At 62.1% G+C, this 20070-nt stretch carries 16 protein-coding genes; 8 read left to right on the top strand and 8 right to left on the bottom strand.

Annotated elements, in window-relative coordinates:
- Positions 1 to 123 precede the first annotated feature (123 nt).
- Positions 124 to 396 carry a hypothetical protein gene (locus N5D22_RS20650; protein ID WP_279657726.1) on the top strand — a complete coding sequence of 91 codons (273 nt, stop codon included), beginning with the start codon at positions 124 to 126 and terminating at the stop codon, positions 394 to 396.
- On the opposite strand, the gene ppdK is transcribed toward N5D22_RS20650, so the two are convergent.
- Positions 374 to 3100, bottom strand: a complete 2727-nt coding sequence (ppdK, locus tag N5D22_RS20645) for a pyruvate, phosphate dikinase (protein ID WP_279657727.1) — start codon at positions 3098 to 3100, stop codon at positions 374 to 376. The two genes, N5D22_RS20650 and ppdK, sit on opposite strands and share 23 nt — an antisense overlap.
- A gap of 227 nt (positions 3101 to 3327) precedes the next feature.
- On the opposite strand from ppdK, the gene N5D22_RS20640 reads away from it, so the two are divergent.
- Complete coding sequence (locus N5D22_RS20640) at positions 3328 to 4299, top strand: VOC family protein (protein WP_279657728.1); 972 nt, start codon at positions 3328 to 3330, stop codon at positions 4297 to 4299.
- A 434-nt stretch (positions 4300 to 4733) separates the two neighbouring features.
- Here the strand turns inward: N5D22_RS20640 and N5D22_RS20635 are convergent, their stop codons facing one another.
- From N5D22_RS20635 to N5D22_RS20625, 3 genes are all read right to left on the bottom strand, one after another.
- Entirely contained in the window at positions 4734 to 8201 is a 3468-nt protein-coding gene (locus tag N5D22_RS20635; protein WP_279657729.1) for a chromosome segregation SMC family protein, read from the bottom strand.
- 84 nt (positions 8202 to 8285) lie between these two features.
- Positions 8286 to 8966: a DsbA family protein gene (locus N5D22_RS20630; protein WP_279657730.1), complete on the bottom strand. Its 681-nt coding sequence runs from the start codon at positions 8964 to 8966 to the stop codon at positions 8286 to 8288.
- A gap of 129 nt (positions 8967 to 9095) precedes the next feature.
- A complete protein-coding gene (locus N5D22_RS20625; protein ID WP_279657731.1) occupies positions 9096 to 9623 on the bottom strand; it encodes a DUF721 domain-containing protein in 528 nt (175 codons plus the stop codon).
- A 98-nt stretch (positions 9624 to 9721) separates the two neighbouring features.
- On the opposite strand from N5D22_RS20625, the gene mutY reads away from it, so the two are divergent.
- Together mutY and N5D22_RS20615 are read left to right on the top strand one after the other, a co-directional pair.
- Positions 9722 to 10825 (top strand): A/G-specific adenine glycosylase, encoded by a 1104-nt coding sequence (gene mutY / locus N5D22_RS20620; RefSeq protein WP_279657732.1) that lies wholly within the window; start codon positions 9722 to 9724, stop codon positions 10823 to 10825.
- Positions 10822 to 11436 (top strand): HAD family phosphatase, encoded by a 615-nt coding sequence (locus N5D22_RS20615; protein WP_279657733.1) that lies wholly within the window; start codon positions 10822 to 10824, stop codon positions 11434 to 11436. The genes mutY and N5D22_RS20615 overlap by 4 nt, the downstream gene beginning before the upstream one ends.
- A 329-nt stretch (positions 11437 to 11765) precedes the next feature.
- On the opposite strand, the gene N5D22_RS20610 is transcribed toward N5D22_RS20615, so the two are convergent.
- A complete protein-coding gene (locus tag N5D22_RS20610) occupies positions 11766 to 12911 on the bottom strand; it encodes a site-specific DNA-methyltransferase (protein WP_279657734.1) in 1146 nt (381 codons plus the stop codon).
- Positions 12912 to 13148: 237 nt separating this feature from the next.
- Between N5D22_RS20610 and N5D22_RS20605 the strand changes: the two genes are divergently transcribed.
- The gene (locus tag N5D22_RS20605) at positions 13149 to 14249 is read left to right on the top strand and encodes a hypothetical protein (RefSeq protein WP_279657735.1); all 1101 of its coding nucleotides are present in this window, start codon (positions 13149 to 13151) and stop codon (positions 14247 to 14249) included.
- Here the strand turns inward: N5D22_RS20605 and N5D22_RS20600 are convergent.
- Together N5D22_RS20600 and N5D22_RS20595 are read right to left on the bottom strand one after the other, a co-directional pair.
- Complete coding sequence (locus N5D22_RS20600; protein WP_279657770.1) at positions 14209 to 14670, bottom strand: DUF1284 domain-containing protein; 462 nt, start codon at positions 14668 to 14670, stop codon at positions 14209 to 14211. The two genes, N5D22_RS20605 and N5D22_RS20600, sit on opposite strands and share 41 nt — an antisense overlap.
- Positions 14671 to 14715: 45 nt before the next feature.
- Positions 14716 to 15396 (bottom strand): GntR family transcriptional regulator, encoded by a 681-nt coding sequence (locus N5D22_RS20595; protein WP_279657736.1) that lies wholly within the window; start codon positions 15394 to 15396, stop codon positions 14716 to 14718.
- A 235-nt stretch (positions 15397 to 15631) separates the two neighbouring features.
- Between N5D22_RS20595 and N5D22_RS20590 the strand changes: the two genes are divergently transcribed.
- Positions 15632 to 16321: an HAD family hydrolase gene (locus N5D22_RS20590; protein WP_003520496.1), complete on the top strand. Its 690-nt coding sequence runs from the start codon at positions 15632 to 15634 to the stop codon at positions 16319 to 16321.
- A 195-nt stretch (positions 16322 to 16516) separates the two neighbouring features.
- On the opposite strand, the gene N5D22_RS20585 is transcribed toward N5D22_RS20590, so the two are convergent.
- Positions 16517 to 17056, bottom strand: coding sequence for a PilZ domain-containing protein (locus N5D22_RS20585; RefSeq protein ID WP_347881160.1), 540 nt, complete (start codon positions 17054 to 17056; stop codon positions 16517 to 16519).
- Between the two features lie 263 nt (positions 17057 to 17319).
- Between N5D22_RS20585 and thrC the strand changes: the two genes are divergently transcribed.
- Positions 17320 to 18717, top strand: a complete 1398-nt coding sequence (thrC, locus tag N5D22_RS20580; RefSeq protein WP_279657738.1) for a threonine synthase — start codon at positions 17320 to 17322, stop codon at positions 18715 to 18717.
- A 21-nt stretch (positions 18718 to 18738) separates the two neighbouring features.
- Positions 18739 to 20037, top strand: coding sequence for a pitrilysin family protein (locus N5D22_RS20575; RefSeq protein WP_279657739.1), 1299 nt, complete (start codon positions 18739 to 18741; stop codon positions 20035 to 20037).
- Positions 20038 to 20070 lie beyond the last annotated feature (33 nt).

Raw genomic sequence — 20070 nt, 5'->3', positions numbered from 1 at the left:
CGAAGAGGTTTGCCTGCCAAACGCAACTTTCCGCCCCAACGCGGCTTTTCCCCGTATCAAAACAGGCGTATCAATCGCGGCAATAAAAGTGCCGTACGGCTGTCATGTTAAGGGAGAAACAAAATGCGTGTTTCCATCGTCTTCGGTGCGCTTGCCGCCATGCTGGCGCTCACCGCCTGCCAGACGCTGACGCCGGAAGAGCGTCGGGCGCGGGATGAGGCGACATGCCGGGGTTACGGTTTCCGCCCCGGCACGGACTCGATGGCCGGTTGCCTTCTCGATCTGGAAATGGACCGCCGCGCCGACAACCGCGCCTGGCAGGCGCAGATGAACCGCGACATGTTCTACCGCCCCGTGGTGGTGGAGCGGCGCATCATCGTCCAACAGAACCCCTGACGGGAATGAAGGCGACATTGCTCGCCACCCTGCCCTCATCCCTCTTCGCCGCCAGCGTTGCCTGCGCCGCGGCCAGGCGGGCGATGGGCACGCGGAAGGGCGAGCAGGACACGTAGTCGAGATCGGCATCCTCGCAGAAATGGATCGAGGCCGGGTCGCCGCCATGTTCACCGCAGATGCCGAGCTTCAGTTCCGGCCGCGTCTGGCGGCCGCGTTCGGCAGCGATGCGGATCAATTCCCCCACACCGTCGAAATCAAGCGAGATGAACGGGTCGCGCTCGATGATGCCCTTGCGCTGATAGGTATTGATGAAACGCGCCGCATCGTCGCGGGAAATACCGAAGGTGGTCTGCGTCAGGTCGTTGGTGCCGAAGGAGAAAAATTCCGCCGCTTCCGCAATCACATGGGCGCGCAGTGCCGCGCGCGGCAGCTCGATCATGGTGCCGGTGAGATATTCGATCTCCATGCCGGTTTCCTGCGCCACCGCTGCGGCGACGCCGTCGATGACCTCGGTGACGTAATCCAGTTCCGCGCGCAGTCCGACCAGCGGCACCATGATTTCAGGCACGACCGGCGCACCGGTGATACGTGCTGCGGCCACCGCCGCTTCGAAAATGGCGCGGGCCTGCATTTCGGCGATTTCCGGATAGGAAATGGCGAGACGGCAGCCGCGATGGCCGAGCATGGGGTTAAATTCGTGCAGCGCATCCAGCCGCTGGCGGAACACCGTCTGCGGCATGCCCATGGCGGCCGCCACCTCGACGATTTCGCCATCGGTCTTCGGCAGGAATTCGTGCAACGGCGGATCGAGCAGGCGGATCGTCACCGGCAGGCCGTGCATGATCTGGAAAAGTTCGGTGAAATCCGAGCGCTGCATCGGCAGAAGCTCATCGAGCGCCGCCCGCCTGCCCTTTTCGCTTTCGGCGAGGATCATCTCACGCATGACGTGGATGCGGTCGCCCTCGAAGAACATATGTTCGGTACGGCAGAGGCCGATGCCTTCCGCGCCGAAGGCGCGGGCGGCGCGGGCGTCGGCCGGCGTGTCGGCATTGGTGCGCACGGTCATGCGGCGCAGGCTGTCTGCCCACTGCATCAGCTTGCCGAAATCGCCCGAGAGTTCCGGCTGCGTCATCGGGACCTCGCCCTTCAGCACCCGGCCGGAAGAACCGTCGATGGTGATGACATCGCCGCGTTTCAGCATGCAGCCGACGCCGATCAGCACCTTGTTGCGCATGTCGACGCGCATGGAGCCGGCGCCGGTGACGCAGGGAATGCCCATGCCGCGCGCCACCACGGCGGCGTGGCTGGTCATGCCGCCGCGCGTGGTCAAAATGCCTTCGGCGGCGTGCATGCCATGAATATCTTCCGGGCTGGTTTCGATGCGCACCAGAATGACGCGGCGGCCTTCGGCTTCCGCCGCAACCGCCTCTTCGGCGGTAAAGACGATTTCGCCCGTCGCTGCCCCCGGCGAAGCCGGCAGGCCGGAGCCGATGATGGGACGCGATGTGCCGGGGTCGATGGTGGGGTGAAGCAGCTGGTCGAGCGATGAGGGCTCGATGCGGCAGACGGCTTCCTCCTGCGAGATCAGCCCCTCTTCCACCATATCGACGGCGATCTTCATGGCGGCGCGGGTGGTGCGCTTGCCGGAGCGGGTCTGCAGCATCCAGAGCTTGCCGCGCTCGATGGTGAATTCCAGATCCTGCATGTCGCGATAGTGGTTTTCCAGCCGCTTGCAGATCGCCAGGAATTCACTGAACGCCTCCGGCATCAGCTTTTCCATCGACGGCTTGTCGGAGCCGGAGGCAAGACGCGCGGCCTCGGTGATGGATTGCGGCGTGCGGATGCCCGCCACCACGTCTTCGCCTTGAGCGTTGACGAGGAATTCGCCGTAAAGCTCCGCCTCCCCCGTCGAAGGATTGCGGGTGAAGGCGACACCGGTTGCCGAGGACGAGCCGAGATTGCCGAAGACCATGGCCTGAACGTTGACCGCCGTGCCCCAGTCACCCGGAATATTGTGCAGGTGCCGATAGGTCACGGCGCGGTGATTGGTCCAGCTGGCGAACACCGCACCGATCGCGCCCCAGAGCTGCACGTGACAATCCTGCGGGAAGGCTTCGCCCAGCTCCTCCTCGATCAGCTTTTTATAAAGCGAAACGACGTGCTGCCATTCGACCGCCGACATATCGGTATCGTATTCATGGCCGAGCCGGCCTTTCTCGTCTTCAAGAATTTCCTCGAACAGTTCGTGGTCGAGGCCCATGACCACATCGGCATACATCTGGATGAAGCGGCGGTAGCTGTCCCAGGCAAAACGGGCGTCACCCGCATCATGGCCCAGCGCCTCCACGGTGCGGTCATTGAGGCCGAGATTGAGGACAGTATCCATCATGCCGGGCATGGAGGCGCGCGCGCCGGAGCGGACGGAGATGAGCAGCGGCGAGTGGCTGCCGCCGAAGGTCTTGCCGGTCACGGTTTCCATGCCGTGGAGGCCGGCCATGACCTGCAGCTTCAGGTCTTCAGGAAGATCGCGGCCGTTCTTGTGATAAAGGGCGCAGGCGTCGGTTATGATGGTGAGGCCGGGGGGAACGGGAAGGCCGAGACTTGCCATTTCGGCAAGGTTCGCGCCCTTGCCGCCCAATATCGCAACGTCACCTGCCCTGCCTTCGGCAGCACCGTTGCCGAAGGTATAAACCCATTTTTTCATTCCACGCTCTCCACCCAGAAGCGTTGTCATTTTTCTATCATCTACAGCATTGCCGGCATGTTGGAAACGCCGCAACATGCAGTTTACATCGCAGTGCAGCATAATTGCGGCAAATTGCGCGCCAGAATTGCCGCAAAATCCAAATAACGGCTTGATTGACGCATTCGTGTAATGCGCTGAAACGGAGTGTTGCCTAAGCCATTCAAATCGCCGCAAAGAGATTATTCATGCAATTTACCCGCCGCCATACGTTGAAATTTGCCGGAATTTCCTGTGCCGCCACCGCCCTTGCCGGCGCGCTCAAAGCCGAGGGGGGCGCCGCCCCCGCAAATGCCGCCCTGCCCTTCGCCTTAACGACGCCGATGCATATCGGCCAGGCGGCGCTGCGGGTGCGCGATCTCGACCAGATGATTGAATATTATCGTTCGGTGCTTGGCATGAACGAGGTGGAGCGTACGGCAAGGGGTGTGACGCTTGGCGTCGGCACCGTGCCGCTGCTCGATCTCGTGCACAAACCGGCGGCGGATTTCGAAAGCCCCACCTCCGCCGGCCTGTTCCACATCGCCTATCTGATGCCCTCCCGCAAGGATCTGGCGCGCTGGCTGGTGCATGCGGCGCTCAGGCAGGTACCGCTTTCAGGTTTTGCCGATCACAATGTCAGCGAGGCGATCTATCTCAACGATCCCGAGGGCAACGGCATCGAGGTTTATAGCGACCGGCCGAAGGACATCTGGGTCTGGAGCGGCCGGGTGGTGAAAATGGGTACCGAACCGCTCGATGTCGATGATCTCGTGGCCCTCACCGACACCAAAACCAGCCATTACGAGGCCGCCCCGCCGGGAATGCGCATCGGGCATGTTCACCTGCGGGTCGGCGAAATCGCCGCCGCCCGCGCCTTTTACGAAGTGGCCGTCGGCCTGCAACCGACACAGGATGCACGTTCGGATGCGTCCTTCCTCTCTTCCGGCGGCTATCACCATCATCTGGCGGTGAATACGTGGAACAGCCGCGGCGCGAAGGAACGCAACGCCATGGAGACCGGCCTCGACTGGTTTTCCCTCACCATTCGCGATCCCGCCGATCTGGAAGCCCAGAAGACGCGGCTGCGGGCCGCCGGTTATGTGCTGGTGGAGATGGAGAACGAAGTGGTAGAGGCGATAGACCCCTGGGGCACGCGGCTGCGGCTGGTGCCGGGGTGAGTGGTCCACACGCTCGATGCGAAGCGGGTGCCATAAAAAATGCTCACACAGCTTCGTCCGAACACTACAGAGCCTCACCGCCCCCCTTACTTATTACTGTGCTTGTCACAGGAATCCGGTCGACACGCGTCTGCGCGGCGGGAGACTCTTTTCAGCCAAGGACTTGGGCTGGCTGGGTTCCTGTGACAAGCACAGGAATGAGGGAGCCCGCCCGTATTCTTCAGCCGAAAAAGAAAGCCTTGCGAGGCCACGGCAGCGGCCTCGCAAGGCATTCCATCCGGTACAGGAAACCGGATGGTGGGGTCTGAAGAAAACCCGAATTGCTTTTAGAAAACATAGCAAAATACCGCACATTGTCGCTCACCCGAATGGGTGATACGACAAGATAAATTGACATTGAGCAAAAGCCGGGGCCGGGCCCCGAACCGGCCGCCTCAGACAGCTTCGCGCAGCTGCTCGGCAGTCTGCAAATCGACCGACACCAGTTGCGAGACGCCCTGCTCGGCCATGGTGACGCCGAAGAGGCGGTTCATGCGCGCCATGGTGATGGGATTGTGGGTGATGATGACGAAGCGGGTTTCGGTGGAGGCCACCATCTCGTCCATCAGGTTGCAATAACGCTCGACATTGTGGTCGTCGAGCGGCGCATCCACCTCGTCCAGCACGCAGATGGGCGCGGGGTTGGTGAGGAACACCGCAAAGATCAGCGCCATGGCCGTCAGCGCCTGTTCGCCGCCGGAAAGCAGCGTCATGGTCTGCGGTTTCTTGCCCGGCGGGCGGGCGAGGATTTCGAGGCCGGCTTCCAGCGGATCGTCGGATTCGATCAGCTGCAATTCCGCCGTGCCGCCGCCGAAGAGATGGGTGAACAGCCGCTGGAACTGCGAATTGACCACATCGAAAGCGGCGATCAGCCTCTCACGGCCTTCGCGGTTGAGGTTCTGGATGCCAGCGCGCAGCTTGCGCACGGCGTCGATGATGTCGTCGCGTTCCTTGATCAGCGCCGCAAGCTTGGCGGAAAGCTCGGCCTGCTCTTCCTCGGCGCGCAGATTGACGGCGCCCAGCCGCTCGCGTTCGATCTTCAGCCGGTCGAGATCGCGCTCGACATCGCGAATATCGGGCTTCGGCTGGTCGGGACCGAGGCCAGTCAGGCGGAACGCCATATGCGGCTCGGTATTCAGCGTTTCGCGGATGCGGTGTTCGGTTTCCTGCCGCTTTTCGCGGGCGGAGACCAGCCGTTCTTCGGCGCGGCCGCGTTTTTCCCGGGCTTCGGCCAGTTCCGAAAGCGCGGTTGCCGCCACACGGTCGGCGGCGCGCTGCAGGTTCTCCGCCTCGGCCAGCCGGTCGGCGGCCTCGCGGCGAGCCTCTTCGGTCTTCTGCAATTCATTGAGCAGGTTGCGGCGTTTCTCGTCGAACTCCTCCGGCGCTATATCAAGCTCGGCGATTTCCTCGCGCGCCTCTTCCTCGCGTTCGCGCAGCGTGGCGATGTGATCGGCCGCACTTGCCGCGCGCGACTGCCAGGTGGAACGCTCCTGTCCTATCGCCTGAATTCTGCGCTGGCGGCTTTCCGCCTCGCGGCTCACACCCTCATGGCGGGCGCGGGCCTCCGCCAGAAGGCCGCGATCGGTCGCGACTTCAAGCTGGCTTTCGCGTAGCCGCAGATCCAGCACGGAAAGATCGGGCGCGTCTTCCATTTCGATGCGGGCGTTTTCCTCCTGAACGGCGATCTCATCGATCTGCGCGCCGATCTGGTTCAGTGCTTCGGACACGATATCGCGACGACGCAACAGATCGCCCGAGGCGCGTTCGGCTGCGGTGAGCGCCTCGCGCGCCTCGGCAAGATGGCGGGTCGCAAGCCGGCTTCTGTCGCGCACGTCGGAAAGCCGCAATTCGCCGCTGCGAATATCTTCGGTTTTCGCGGCAAGCTGGTCTTCGGCCTCGTCCAGAATGGAGCGGGCCTCATCCAGTTCTGTCTCGATTTCAGCGAGGCGGTTCTTCTGCGACAGGCGAAGCGCTGCGGCACCCGGCGCGTCGGCGCTGGCGATGTGACCATCCCAGCGCAACAGCGCGCCTTCGCGCGTTACCAGCCGCTGGCCGGCCTTCAGATGCGGCAGCAGGCGCAGGGCTTCCGCCGTGTTGGCGACGACACCGATCTGCGCCAAAGCGCGGCGCAGGGCTTCCGGCGCCTGCGCATAATCCAGAAGCGGTTTAGCACCCTGCGGCAAGGCGGGATCATCAGCGCCATCGCCATTTCCGGCCCAATAGGCGGGCGCGGCGGGATCGAGCGGGCTTTCGAGATCGTCGCCGAGGGCGGCACCCAATGCCGCCTCGAAACCGCGCTCCACCGTCATTTCTTCGGCCACCGGCGTAAAGCTGCCATTGGCGGCGGCGCTGGAGGCAAGGATTTTGGTGATGGTGCGCGCTTCCGTGTCCAGCGCGTTCAGCCGGTTCCGCGCCGTTTCCAGCGGCGCTCGCGCCAGCGCTTCGGCGGAACGGGCCTCGGCGACGGCAGCTTCGGCTTCCTCCACCACGATCAGGGCATCCTCGACCGCGATCTCCGCCGCCTCGACCGCTTCGCGCCGTTCGGAAGGATCGGGAAGGCCGGAGAGTTTTTCGTCGATGGCATCGATCTCGGCGGATGCTTCCTGCGACTGCCGCTCCAGCCTCAGCTTGCGGTCGGAAAGATCGCGGATCGCCCGCTCCAGTTGCTGGCGGGCGGCGGCGGCCTCGGCTCGTTCGGCGGTAATCGCGGTGAAGATGGCTTCGCTTTCCGCCAGCTTGATCGCGGCGGCTTCGAAGGCTTCGCGCATCTCTTCCGCATGACGGCCGGAATCGGAGAGGATTTCCAGAAGTTCGGCCTCCTCCTCATCGAGCCGCGCGAGTATCTGGGCATTGTCCGAGACCAGCCGTTCCTCGCGGACAATATCCTCGCCAAGCTGCGACAGGCGGCGGGCCAGCTCGTCGCGACGGCGCAGAAGGCGATTTGCCTCGTCATCCAGCTGGGTGCGGGCGATCTGCAGGCGTTGCAGGGCGGCGGCGACTTTCGCCTCGTCCTCGCGCAGCTCCGGCAGCTTCAGGCTGGCGATGCCCTGCTGCTTGGCCGCTTCCATCTGCGCCTGCGCTTTTTCGGCGACGATGTTGGTCGCCTGATTGAGCGCGCTTTCCGCCTCGCCTTCGGCTTCCTTCGCCTCTACCCAGCGGATGTGCAACAGGGTCGCCTCGCGGGCGCGAATATCGGCTGACAGCATCTTGAAACGGTTGGCCTGCCGCGCCTGACGCTTCAGGCTTTCGATCTGGCTTTCCAGCTGGGCGGTCACATCCTCCAGCCGCTCCAGATTGGTCTCGGCGGCGCGCAGGCGAAGCTCGGCCTCGTGGCGGCGCGAATGCAGGCCGGAAATGCCGGCCGCCTCTTCCAGCAACTGGCGACGGGCCTGCGGCTTGGCATTGATGAGTTCGCCGATACGGCCCTGCCCCACCATGGAGGGCGAGCGCGCGCCGGTGGAGGCGTCCGCAAACAGAAGCTGCACATCCTTGGCCCGGGCTTCCTTGCCGTTGATGCGGTAAACGGAGCCGTTTTCACGCTCGATGCGACGTGTGACCTGAATTTCATCGGCATCGTTGAACGCGGCGGGCGCGGTGCGGTCGGAATTGTCGAGGTAAAGGCCGACTTCGGCGGTGTTGCGGGCCGGTCGATTGCCGGAGCCGGAGAAGATGACGTCATCCATGCCGGAGGCGCGCATGTTCTTGTAGGAGTTTTCGCCCATCACCCAGCGCAGCGCTTCGACCAGATTGGACTTGCCGCAGCCATTCGGCCCGACGACACCGGTAAGCCCCGGCTCGATGATGAATTCGGAAGGTTCGACGAAAGACTTGAAACCGACGAGGCGGAGCTTGTTGAACTTCATGCCGTCACGCCCCGGCAAGAAAACGGGCAATAAAAAACGGGCGTGCGGACATATCCGCCGCCCGTTTCTTTCAGGGTCCGGCGATCAGAGCAGCTTGTCGATGACAGCCGACATGGTTTCAACCGACATGTCTCCTGCGTATTTCTTGCCGTTGATGATGAAAGTCGGCGTGGAGTTGACGCCGAATTCCGTCGCACCGCGTTGCATCGTTGCGTTCACATCATCCAGAAGTTTCTGGTTCGTCAAGCAGGCCTCGAAAGACTCCTGTGAGAAACCGGCCATTTTCGACATTTGCAGCAGGGCGGCGCGCGCATCCTGCGCGACTGCCCAGCTCTGCTGCTGCTTGAACAGCATGGAAACGAAGGGGAAATACTGACCTTCCGGTGCGCAGCGCGCCAGCATGAAGGCGGCAGCGGCGCGCGGATCGAACGGGAATTCGCGCAGCACGAAATAGACCTTGCCGGTATCGATGTATTTCTTCTTGATCTCTTCGAAGGTCTTGTTGTGGAAGTTGGCGCAGTGCGGGCAGGTCATCGACATATATTCGACGATCTTGACGGGTGCGTTGGCATCGCCGAGCGCGGCTTCCGGCAGCGGGCCGGGCTTCATCACCGCAGCCATATCCACGTCACCGGTGGATTCAGGCAGTTCCTGCGCCTCGGCGATACCGGGCGTGAGGGCAAACGGCAGGGCCGTGGCAACGGCGGCAAGAGCAACGCCGCCGAGGAGGCTGCGACGGGAAATGGTCAGTTCGGGAAAATGCATGAAAGCACCTGTTGGTAATAGACTCTATTGTCCGTTGATTCCGATATAGCGACGGCCTGTTCATCACAAGCGGGGTTTTGAACTCTTCTTGTCAAAGAATTGTGACCAGTCAAGGACAGCCCGTGCACGTCAAATCGTCCTGCCGCGCGGCTTCTTCTGCAATACCGCCGTGCCAAGCCTTTCAACCGCCTTGCGCAACGCCTCGCTCTCGATGCCGTCCATCATGTCATCGAGACGTTTTGCCGCATCGCCGCGCAAGGGCTGCGGTTTGCGCCGGCGGGTGATGGTTTGCGAGACCGGCTTCTGCACGATCCTGATCTGGCGCACCGCCGGAAAGCCGAAAAAGCCGTTGATGCGGGCAATCAGTTCGCCCTGCGCATGGGTGAGAAACAGAGCGCGCGCGCCTTCGCAGGCAATCGTCAGCACGCCGGGTTGATAACCGCCGCGATCCGGCCCCTCGTCGCGGCGCGGCCAGGTGATCTTTTCCGGCCGGGTGCAATCGGCGAAGTCATCGCCGGCAATCTCGTCCCAGGAGCCGAGCAGCGCCGTGTTGATGCCCGCCCGTTTAGACAGCACCGGGTCCATGATGCCATTGGCGACTTCGGCGATCTGCACGACGCCTTTCTTCTGACCAGCGCCCTTCTGGGGATAACGCATGTTTCACTCGCGATTTTGCGGCGGGCGAATCCGCATGTTCTTGATCGCCCGCTTCTGATGGCCCAACTATAGGCCAAATCGAACAGAAACGGCAAACCATGCTTCAAAAAACCGTCTCGACGCCGCACGCGCAGATGCTGCTCGCCTGGTATGACCGGCACCATCGCGAGCTCCCCTGGCGCACCTCCCCGGCCAGGGCGAAACAGGGAAAACGCGCCGATCCCTATCACGTCTGGCTGTCGGAGGTCATGCTGCAGCAGACGACGGTGCAGGCGGTGAAACCCTATTTCCTGAAGTTTCTCGCAGCATGGCCAAGCGTCAACGATCTGGCCGCGGCGCCGGTCGAGGACGTCATGGCGGCATGGGCGGGGCTCGGTTATTATGCCCGCGCCCGCAACCTGAAGAAATGCGCCGAAGCCGTGGCGCGCGACCATGGCGGCATCTTTCCGGACAGCGAAGAGGGGCTGAAGCAACTGCCCGGCATCGGTGATTATACCGCCGCCGCCGTGGCGGCCATCGCGTTCAACCGGCAGGCGGCTGTCATGGACGGCAATGTCGAGCGCGTCGTCTCCCGGCTTTTTGCGATAGACGCCCCCCTGCCCGGCTCAAAACCCGCGATGAAAGCGAAGGTGTCCGAGCTTACCCCTTCTGACCGGCCCGGCGATTTCGCCCAGGCGATGATGGATCTCGGCGCAACGATCTGCACGCCGAAACGGCCGACCTGCGCGCTCTGTCCGTTCAACGGCCACTGTCTTGCGCTTGCCCATGACGAGCCGGAGCGTTTTCCGGTCAAGGCCGCCAAAAAGGCCAAGCCGGTGCGGCTCGGGGCCGCCTTCGTGGCGGTGAGTGCGAGCGGCGAAATCCTGCTCCGCCGGCGCATCGAAAGCGGGCTTCTCGGCGGCATGACCGAGGTGCCGACAACGGCATGGACCGCCCGCATGGACGGCGGCACGGAGGCGAGCCATGCGCCCTTTGCCGCCGGCTGGCAGGCGGCGGGCGTCATCGTGCATGTCTTCACCCATTTCGAACTGCGGCTCACCGTCTATCGCGCGCAGGTTCCGGACGGCCTTCAAGCCGGGCCGGATGACGGATGGTGGGAGCCGGTTACAAATCTTGACGCACAGGCGCTGCCGACGGTGATGAAAAAAGTCATAGCACAGGCTATTCCATCCGCATTCGATGAACGCAGGAAATTTCGATGACCAAGATTGAGCATATCGTATTCGACATCGGCAAGGTGCTGATCCATTACGATCCGCATATTCCCTACAGCCGCCTCATTCCCGATGCCGATGAGCGCCAATGGTTCTTCGAGAATGTCTGCACCCATGACTGGAACCTCGAACAGGATCGCGGCCGCCGCTGGGAGGATGCCGAGGCGCTGCTGGTGGAGCAGTTTCCGGAGCGGGAAGAGCACATTCGTTCCTTCCGCAAGTTCTGGCACGAGATGGTCTCGCATTCCTATGACGACAGCGTCGCGATCATGGTCGCCCTGATCGACAGCGGCCACGACGTGACGATGCTGACCAACTTCGCCTCCGACACCTTCCGCGAGGCGCAGAAGATGTTCCCCTTCCTCACTTTGCCGCGCGGCGTCACCGTTTCCGGCGATGTGAAGCTGTTGAAGCCGGATGTGGCGATCTACGATCTGCACGCCAGGGAATTCGGCCTCAACCCCGCCGCAAGCATCTTCATCGACGATACGCTCGCCAATGTCGAAGGCGCGAAGGCGGCAGGCTGGCAGGCCGTGCACTTCACCGGCGCGGAAAAGCTGAAGCAGGATTTGCGGGCTTATGGGGTGGAAGTCCGATAAATTCCCAGATCGGGAAAAGAAATTGGCGCAGGCGGAAATGGCGGTCTCCGGCCTGCGCCAGTCCTGCCGCAAGCGGCATCGGACGCAATGTTTTTGTGACTTGTCCTGATGGGATTTTCACAACCACTGCTTTGATTGAGACAGTATTTCCCATCTCTTGCGCGAAACTTGTCTGGCTAAAATTTCATATTCTAAAATACCAACGCCCGACACCGAAGTGCCGGGCGTTGGTCGTTCTCCATCCGGGACTGAAGGTACTAAACCGGACAGAGACGTATGCTGACAAGGGCGGGCGGTGGATCGTTGCCTTCAAGCCTTTCGGGCTTTGACTATTCAGCCTTTGCCAGTTCGCCGCGGACGATCGCCCGGAGCTCATCGATCGGCTTCAGCGCGTCGCCATCCTCGAAGTGCCAGAACGTCCATCCGTTGCATGCGTCGAGACCCTGCACCTTCGCGCCGAGGCGGTGAATGGAGCCGGCGGTCCCGCCGGATGCAATCGTACCATCGGCACGAATAATGGCGCTATAACGGCGTCTTGCATCCGTCAGCACCTGGCCCGGGCGGACGAGGCCGCTTTCCACCAGCGTGTTGAAGGCAACGCGCGGTTCGGCCTTCTTGCCGGTCATCACGGTCAGTTCCGCCTTGCCGAGCGGCTCGACGGCGGCGATGCGGGCCGATGCCGCATCGATGTAATCCTGTTCGCGCTCGATGCCGACGAAGTGGCGGCCGAGACGTTTTGCGACCGCACCCGTGGTGCCGGAACCGAAGAACGGGTCGAGCACGATGTCACCCGGCTTGGTGGAGGCCATGATGATGCGCGCCAGCAGCGCTTCCGGCTTCTGGGTCGGATGCACCTTCTTGCCGTCGTCACCCTTCAGCCGCTCATGGCCGCTGCAGATCGGGAACAGCCAGTCGGAGCGCATCTGCACATCGTCATTGGAGGCCTTCAGCGCATCGTAGTTGAAGGTGTAGTTCTTGGCTTTCGGATCGCGGCTGGCCCAGATCATCGTCTCATGGGCGTTCTGGAACCGGCGGCCCTTGAAATTCGGCATGGGGTTGGTCTTGCGCCAGACGATGTCGTTCAGGATCCAGAAATCGAGGTTCTGGAGCATGGAGCCGACGCGGAAGATATTGTGGTAGGAGCCGATGACCCAGATGGTGCCGTTGGGCTTCAGGACACGGCGGCAGGCGAGCAGCCAGGCGCGGGTGAAGGCGTCATAGGCCTCGAAGGAGGCGAACTGGTCCCATTCGTCATCGACGGCATCGACCAGCGACTGGTCGGGACGGTGCAATGTGCCGCCAAGCTGGAGATTATAGGGCGGATCGGCGAAAATCGCATCCACCGACTGGCTCGGGAGGGCATCCAAGGCAGCGACACAATCACCTTTGATGATGCTGTCCTTCCAGGCGTCGCTCTCGCCCGCACGATCAAAACCGGCACGCCGAAAATCGGCCAGCGGAAAAACTGCTGCCATTGGTACTCGCTCCATACGCTTACTCTCTACTGATGCTTATGGTTACCGAAGATGGTTATCAAAGCCTGAACAAGTCACGGAAAACGCAAAATAAATGGCTGTCGCGGCGCGCGATCCCGATTTGACGCCGCCGGCGGGGGAACCCGAAGTCGGGCAAAAACGTTGTGCACAACGGGTTCTCCTGTCCCCGCATATCGGCGCAGCAGGAAGAGCCATTATGGCAGGGGGTAATCCGCAATGGGGTCCGTGATGAAAATGGCTTCTTTTTCCATGAATGTCGTCTGCGCCGCGCTTTTCGCAACGGCGCTGCCGGCGCCATCGCAGGCGCAGCAACCGGCCCCGCAATATAACGTCGTCACCGATGCGGTCCTGTTCGATGGCGGCCCCTCGCTCGGCAACAGCGACAGGGTACGGTGGGATTTTTACAAGGCAGACCGCTCCGGCGGGCGTACCGACGACAATGCCGGCGGCTCCTATGACGCCACCTTCGAGGCGAAACTGCCGGCCGGCAAATATGTCGGGGTGGCGGCGCTCGGCAATGTCACCCGCGAAGTGCCCTTCGAGGTGAAGGACGGAAGCGTCGCGAGGCCGAAGGTGAATTTCGATGCGGCGGAACTGACCGTCGTGCCGAAACGCAGTCCCGGCGGCGATGTGGAAACCCAGGCGAAAACCGAAATCACCGAAGGGGACTTCAAGGACAGCGTCTATGGCCAGAATACCGTCTTCGTGCCGGCGGGCGAAGTCCTTCTCACGGGCGGCATCGGCCCGGCGCGGGCCGAGGAGAAGCTTGCCATCAAGGCCGGAGAAAAGATCAGCCACGAACTGGTCATTCCAAGCGGGGTGGTAATCGCCAAGGCCGTCTATGCAGAAGGCGGCAGGGCGGTCGAGACGGATGATATCCGCTTCGAGGCCATGTCGGCCAAGGAAACCCTCGACGGCACGCGCCAGACCATCAACGGCATTTACGGCACCGGCAAGATGATGGAAATGCCGGCCGGCGATTTCGTCATGCGCGCCCGTCTCGGCAAGGTCACCGTCGAACAACCCTTCACCGTAACAGCAGGAAAGCGCAACGAAATCACCCTCGACCTCGATGCCGGCGTTCTCGCGATCACCGCGCCGGGCGCGGAACGGATCGATATCGTCGAAACGACCAAAGACCTTCAGGGCACCCAGAAGGAGATTTCCGGCCGTTACGGCACGCAGCATCAGGAAACCCTGCATCCCGGCGATTATTCGGTGAAGGTGAGCTACGACAAGAAAACCGGGCGCGAGCCGAAGGAAATCAAGGCGACGGTCAAGGCCGCCGAGAGAACCGAGACGAATGTGTCGGAGTAGGCCTCGGCCACCGCCCGGCCGGAGGCTCTGGCCGTTCGCCGATTTTCACGCCTGAGAACCCTGACGCCGCGATACGGTCGCACAGCCTGATCCACTGGCAGCCGCGACAGGCCTGCCGGATGTCTCCGGCGGCAAAAGCCAGACGCATCTTCGCAAGAAAGTCAGGCGTCGCCCGCAGCCGCTTGCCGGCGCTCAGCGTCTCACCCAAAAGCACTGACACCGAAAGGCGGGCCGTCTCGTCCCGCTGCACCACACCTTCGTTGAAGCAGTGGGCATGGCTTTCGCACAACAGGCCCTCGCAAATATCGTCCGGACCATCCACCAGCTCGATATCCTCCTCACCGGCATTCAGGCGGGCCGCGACACGGTCGTAATTTTCGACGAAGCCTGACGTATATCCCTTGCCCACGTAAGTGAGCATACAGAGAAGATGGTGGGGCCGGAGGCGGACGGTCACGGGCCCGCCCTATCCGACGATGGCGAAGGCGTCGCGCACCGAGCCGGACGAGGTGCGGATGGCCTTCCGGCCGATCCATTGCACATGCCCGTCGAGGATACGCACCGCCTCTTCGGCGCGGCCGCCGCGCAGCGCGTCGATGATCGCGCGGTGATCGGTGTCGGTGCGGCGCTCCCAGCCGGCCCGCCAGGCGGAAAACAGGAAGCGGGCGCTCGCCGCATGCAACCCGTCAATCGCCTCCATCAGACGCGGCATGTTGCAGGGCGCGGTGATAAGGCGGTGGAAGCGGCGGTTGGCCTCTTCCCAATGCTGCACATCGACGGCGCTATCGCCTTCCAATGTTGCGGCCTCGGCCTGATCGAGAATGGCGGGCGTCATGTTGGGAATGGCGTGGCGCAGCGCCAGAACCTCAAGGGCGGCGCGCATTTCCGCCACTTCGCGCACATCGTCAAGGCCGAAATCCGCCACCCGGACACCCCGGCGCGGAATGCTTGCGGCCAGCCCCTGCGCCTCCAGCCGGCGGAACGCCTCGCGCACCGGCACGTGCGAGGCACCGAATTCGGCGGCGATGTGATCCTGCCGCAACCGCTCGCCCGGCGACAGCTCGCCGCGAACGATGCGGTCGGCGAGCGTGCGGCTGATGCGCGCGGCAATGGTGTCTTCAGGTGCGGTTTTCACTGGCTTGGGCATAATATCCCATAACGCATATGCCGCGCGACTGTGTAGCGGTTTTTGCAGGTTCCAGATGCGCAAAACGGAATATTCGAAATCCGTCAGCCGGTTATGCGTTTCCCGTCTCCGGCACGGGCAAGCTATGAGCCCGGTGGGACCGACCTTTGCGGGTGAGCCGGTTGAGCTTGGCGCGGACATGGTCTAAAAGCCCGGCATCATTTTCTTCCAGCCAAATTCGATACAGGGAGCGCCCATGAGCGGCTTCGACCTCATTATTTTCGACTGTGACGGCGTTCTGGTCGATTCCGAAATCATCGCGGCGCAGGTGGAATCCCGCCTGCTTACCGAAGCCGGTTATCCGATCTCCGTCGAGGAAATGGGCGAGCGTTTCGCCGGTATGACCTGGAAGAACATTCTCCTGCAGGTGGAGAGCGAAGCCAGCATTCCGCTCTCCGCATCGCTGCTCGACAAGTCGGAAAAGCTGCTCGACATGCGGCTGGAACGCGACGTGAAGATCATCGAGGGCGTCAAATTCGCGCTCTCGCGCCTGACGACGCCGCGCTGCATCTGCTCGAACTCATCGAGCCATCGCCTCGACATGATGCTGACGAAGGTGGGCCTGAAGCCCTATTTCGCGCCACATATCTATTCCGCCAAGGATCTCGGCGCCGACCGCGTGAAGCCGAAGCCGGACATCTTCCTGCATGGCGCGGCGCAATTCGGCGTTTCCCCCGACCGCGTGGTGGTGGTCGAGGATTCCGTGCACGGCATCCATGGCGCAAGAGCCGCCGGCATGCGTGTCATCGGCTTCACCGGCGCATCCCACACCTATCCGAGCCATGCCGACCGGCTGACGGATGCGGGCGCCGAAACGGTGATCTCGCGCATGCAGGACCTGCCGGCCGTGATTGCGGCAATGGCGGAGTGGGAAGGCGCTTTTTAATCTCTGGCTTTGTCACAAACGCCACTTCGTCATGCTCGGGCCTGTCCCGAGCATCTGCAACAGTTTGATTTTACGATACGTGTTTGGATCCTCGGGACAAGCCCGAGGATGACGTCGTGCGTGAGGAATGGTTTGTCCGCGATCTGACCGGAGCCCGCAAAAGCAGCCTCCGGTTTTTACATTTCGCCCGTCAAATCACCGGCGTGCGGTCTTGGCCTTCGCACCCTGCTCGGCAAAGCCGATATAGACGCTGACAGACCGCGCTGCGCCGCCCGGTCCGTTGGGGATCGCCACATGGTCGTTGTTGAAGATGAACTGCGTGCCGGCGCCGCCTGCCGGGACATCGATGGCGAAGTTGGTCGTTTCGCCGTAGATTTCGCCGTCGCCATCCTTCACCGTCACGCGGACCGGCACGGTGACGCGGCCAGGCTTGGCCATCGGGCCGGGAACGAGGCGGCCCTGCGCCAGCACGTTTACCGTCAGCGTCGTTTCATTGGCGGTGCAGGAACGCGTCGTATCTGATAGCGAGACCTGATAGGCGAGTTTCTGCGGATCGTCCTTGGCGCCGCCGGTGTAAACGCGGTGAACGGCGTTGGCGTCGAGAACCGTCACGGCCGGGCAATTGGCCTGAACCACGGCAGCCGTCGGTGCGGCCTGCGCCGCCGGCGGGTTGACGGCAAGCGAGTCCGACGGGTTGGAGGAATTGCATCCTGCAACAACGACGAGAAGCGACATCGCGGCGGACAAACGCAAGAAATTCCCTGACACTCTTCTAAATCCTCTCCCTTGTCCCGGAACAGAACCGGAGACGCTGTTTATTGACCTTTCACCCAGGTTGGCGATGGTCTATAGCAGCGACGCCGGAAAAAATCGATTGGCATGTTCGGTTTTGCTTGAATTTTCAGAAAAGCCCTTCATTACCTCGCCAATCGCCTCATTCCGGTGAGACGCTGCGGACAAGACGCCGATCGTATCGGTAACGGATAAGGGACTATCTCGTGGAATATGTATCGACCAGGGGTGCGGCCCCTTCGCTTGGTTTTTGCGACGCGCTTCTTGCGGGCCTTGGCCGTGACGGCGGGCTCTACGTGCCGCGCGAATGGCCTTCCATGTCGAAGAAGGAAATTCGCAACCTGCGCGGCAAGTCCTATCAGCATGTCGCCTTCGAGGTTCTCTACCGTTTCACCGGCGGCGAGATTCCGGCCGACAAGTTCAGGGCGATGATCGACGACGCCTATGCGACCTTCCGGCATCCTGCCGTCGTGCCGCTGACGCAGACCGGTCCGAACACCTTCGTTCTCGAGCTTTTCCACGGCACCACGCTCGCCTTCAAGGATGTGGCGATGCAGCTTCTCGCCCGCCTGATGGACTATACGCTTTCCGAACGCGGCGAACGCGCCACCATTGTCGGCGCCACATCGGGCGACACCGGCGGCGCTGCCATCGACGCCTTTGCCGGGCGCGAGCGCACCGATATCTTCATCCTTTTCCCGAACGGCAAGGTCTCTCCGGTTCAGCAGCGCCAGATGACGACCTCCACCGCGTCCAATGTGCATGCGCTGGCGATCAACGGCAATTTCGACGATTGCCAGACGCTGGTGAAGGAGATGTTCAACGACGTGAAGTTCCGCGACGGCGTGAAGCTTTCCGGTGTCAACTCCATCAACTGGGCGCGCATCATGGCGCAGGTGGTCTATTATTTCACCGCGTCGCTGTCGCTTGGCGGTCCGGACCGGAAGATTTCCTTCACCGTTCCGACCGGCAATTTCGGCGATATTTTCGCCGGTTACGTCGCCAAGAAGATGGGCCTGCCGATCGACAAGCTCGTCATCGCCACCAATGACAACGACATTCTGGCGCGCACGCTGAAAACCGGCCGCTATGAGATGCGCGGCGTCAAGCCCACCACCTCGCCCTCGATGGACATCCAGATCTCGTCCAACTTCGAGCGGCTGCTGTTTGAAGCCTATGGCCGCGATTCCGCTGCCGTAAAGGCATCGATGGACGGCCTCAAGCAGTCCGGCGCGTTTGAAATCCCGCCGAAGGCCTTGAAATTCATCAAGAAGGATTTCCGCGCCGGCCGCGCCACCGAAAAACAGGTGGCGGCGACCATCCGCGAAACGCTTGAGAAGACCGGCTACCTGATCGACCCGCATACGGCGACTGGCGTTTTCGTGGCGGAAAAGCACGAAAAAGCGTCAAGCCCGATGGTCGTTCTGTCGACCGCTCACCCGGCTAAATTCCCGGCCGCTGTAAAATCCGCTTGCGCAATCGAGCCTGCGCTTCCAGTATGGTTAGCTGACATTATGAACCGGGAGGAGCGTTTCGACATTCTGGATGCGGAGCTGAAAGCCGTGGAAAGCTTCATCGGCAAACACGCACGCGCCGGCAAATAGAGACGCGGAAAGACGTTGAGTATGAGAGTTAATTTGACCCGGCTTTCGTCCGGGTTGACCGTTGTGACGGAAAGAATGCCGCATCTCGAAAGCGTCGCTCTTGGGGTGTGGATCAAATCCGGCTCCCGCAACGAGACGACTGCCGAACACGGCATCGCCCATCTTCTCGAACACATGGCTTTCAAGGGCACGGCGCGCCGCACCGCCCGGCAGATCGCCGAAGAAATCGAAAATGTCGGCGGCGAAGTCAACGCCGCGACATCGACGGAAACGACCTCCTACTACGCCCGCGTTCTGAAAGACCACGTTCCCCTCGCCGTCGATATCCTTGCCGACATCCTGACGGAATCGCTGTTCGACGAAGACGAGCTGGAGCGGGAGAAAAACGTCATCCTGCAGGAAATCGGCGCGGCGACCGATACGCCCGACGACGTGATCTTCGACAATTTCTCCGGTGTCGCCTATCGCGACCAGACCATCGGCCGCCCGATCCTCGGCACACCGGACACCGTTCAATCCTTCACCACCGGCCAGATCAGGCATTATCTCGCCCGCAACTACACGACGGACCGCATTTTCGTCGTGGCGGCCGGCGCTGTCGATCACGAAAGCTTCGTGAAGCAGGTGGAAGAACGTTTCGCTTCGCTGCCGCAATTGCCCGTCGCCACGCCGGTTCTCGAAAAGGCCATTTATACCGGCGGGGAAATCCGCGAGACCCGCGACCTCATGGATGCGCAGGTGCTGCTCGGTTTCGAGGGCAAGGCCTATCACGCCCGCGATTTCTATTGTTCGCAGATCCTCGCCAATATTCTCGGCGGCGGCATGTCCTCCCGCCTGTTCCAGGAAGTGCGCGAATATCGCGGCCTGTGCTATTCCGTCTATGCGTTTCACTGGGGCTTTTCCGATACCGGCATCTTCGGCGTGCATGCGGCCACCGGCGGCAACGACCTGCCGGAACTGGTGCCGGTCATTCTGGAGGAATTGCGCAAGTCCTCGCAGACCATCCATCAGGAAGAAATCGACCGCGCCCGGGCGCAGATCCGCGCGCAATTGCTGATGGGCCAGGAAAGCCCGGCCGCCCGCGCCGGCCAGATGGCCCGGCAGATGATGCTTTACGGCCGGCCCATCCCCAATGAGGAGATGATGGAGCGGCTGGGCGACATCACCCGCACACGCCTGACCGATCTTGCGGGACGACTGTTTTTCGATACAGTTCCGACATTGTCCGCAATTGGCCCGCTCGAACATCTGCCGCCTCTTTCCGACATCACTGCCGCGCTTTCCGCACAGCAGCCCGCAAGGATAAAGGCGAACGGATAAACCGATATGAGAGCGGGATTTAAAGGCAAAGAC

It is taken from the genome of Agrobacterium sp. GD03872 (assembly GCF_029840625.1).
GTDB classification, from domain to species: Bacteria; Pseudomonadota; Alphaproteobacteria; order Rhizobiales; family Rhizobiaceae; genus Agrobacterium; species Agrobacterium fabrum_A.
The sequence above is the reverse complement of the archived record's forward strand: the minus strand, read 5'-3'. Positions and strand labels throughout refer to the sequence as shown.

What these genes read in the sequence shown, in the direction of transcription:
- N5D22_RS20610 (WP_279657734.1), bottom strand. Translation starts at nt 12,911, where the DNA reads ATGGCAGCAGTTTTTCCGCTGGCCGATTTTCGGCGTGCCGGTTTTGAT.
- N5D22_RS20575 (WP_279657739.1), top strand. Translation starts at nt 18,739, where the DNA reads ATGAGAGTTAATTTGACCCGGCTTTCGTCCGGGTTGACCGTTGTGACG.
- N5D22_RS20605 (WP_279657735.1), top strand. Translation starts at nt 13,149, where the DNA reads ATGGGGTCCGTGATGAAAATGGCTTCTTTTTCCATGAATGTCGTCTGC.
- N5D22_RS20590 (WP_003520496.1), top strand. Translation starts at nt 15,632, where the DNA reads ATGAGCGGCTTCGACCTCATTATTTTCGACTGTGACGGCGTTCTGGTC.
- N5D22_RS20650 (WP_279657726.1), top strand. Translation starts at nt 124, where the DNA reads ATGCGTGTTTCCATCGTCTTCGGTGCGCTTGCCGCCATGCTGGCGCTC.
- N5D22_RS20625 (WP_279657731.1), bottom strand. Translation starts at nt 9,623, where the DNA reads ATGCGTTATCCCCAGAAGGGCGCTGGTCAGAAGAAAGGCGTCGTGCAG.
- N5D22_RS20630 (WP_279657730.1), bottom strand. Translation starts at nt 8,966, where the DNA reads ATGCATTTTCCCGAACTGACCATTTCCCGTCGCAGCCTCCTCGGCGGC.
- N5D22_RS20615 (WP_279657733.1), top strand. Translation starts at nt 10,822, where the DNA reads ATGACCAAGATTGAGCATATCGTATTCGACATCGGCAAGGTGCTGATC.
- N5D22_RS20640 (WP_279657728.1), top strand. Translation starts at nt 3,328, where the DNA reads ATGCAATTTACCCGCCGCCATACGTTGAAATTTGCCGGAATTTCCTGT.
- mutY (WP_279657732.1), top strand. Translation starts at nt 9,722, where the DNA reads ATGCTTCAAAAAACCGTCTCGACGCCGCACGCGCAGATGCTGCTCGCC.
- N5D22_RS20595 (WP_279657736.1), bottom strand. Translation starts at nt 15,396, where the DNA reads ATGCCCAAGCCAGTGAAAACCGCACCTGAAGACACCATTGCCGCGCGC.
- ppdK (WP_279657727.1), bottom strand. Translation starts at nt 3,100, where the DNA reads ATGAAAAAATGGGTTTATACCTTCGGCAACGGTGCTGCCGAAGGCAGG.
- N5D22_RS20600 (WP_279657770.1), bottom strand. Translation starts at nt 14,670, where the DNA reads ATGCTCACTTACGTGGGCAAGGGATATACGTCAGGCTTCGTCGAAAAT.
- N5D22_RS20635 (WP_279657729.1), bottom strand. Translation starts at nt 8,201, where the DNA reads ATGAAGTTCAACAAGCTCCGCCTCGTCGGTTTCAAGTCTTTCGTCGAA.
- N5D22_RS20585 (WP_347881160.1), bottom strand. Translation starts at nt 17,056, where the DNA reads ATGTCGCTTCTCGTCGTTGTTGCAGGATGCAATTCCTCCAACCCGTCG.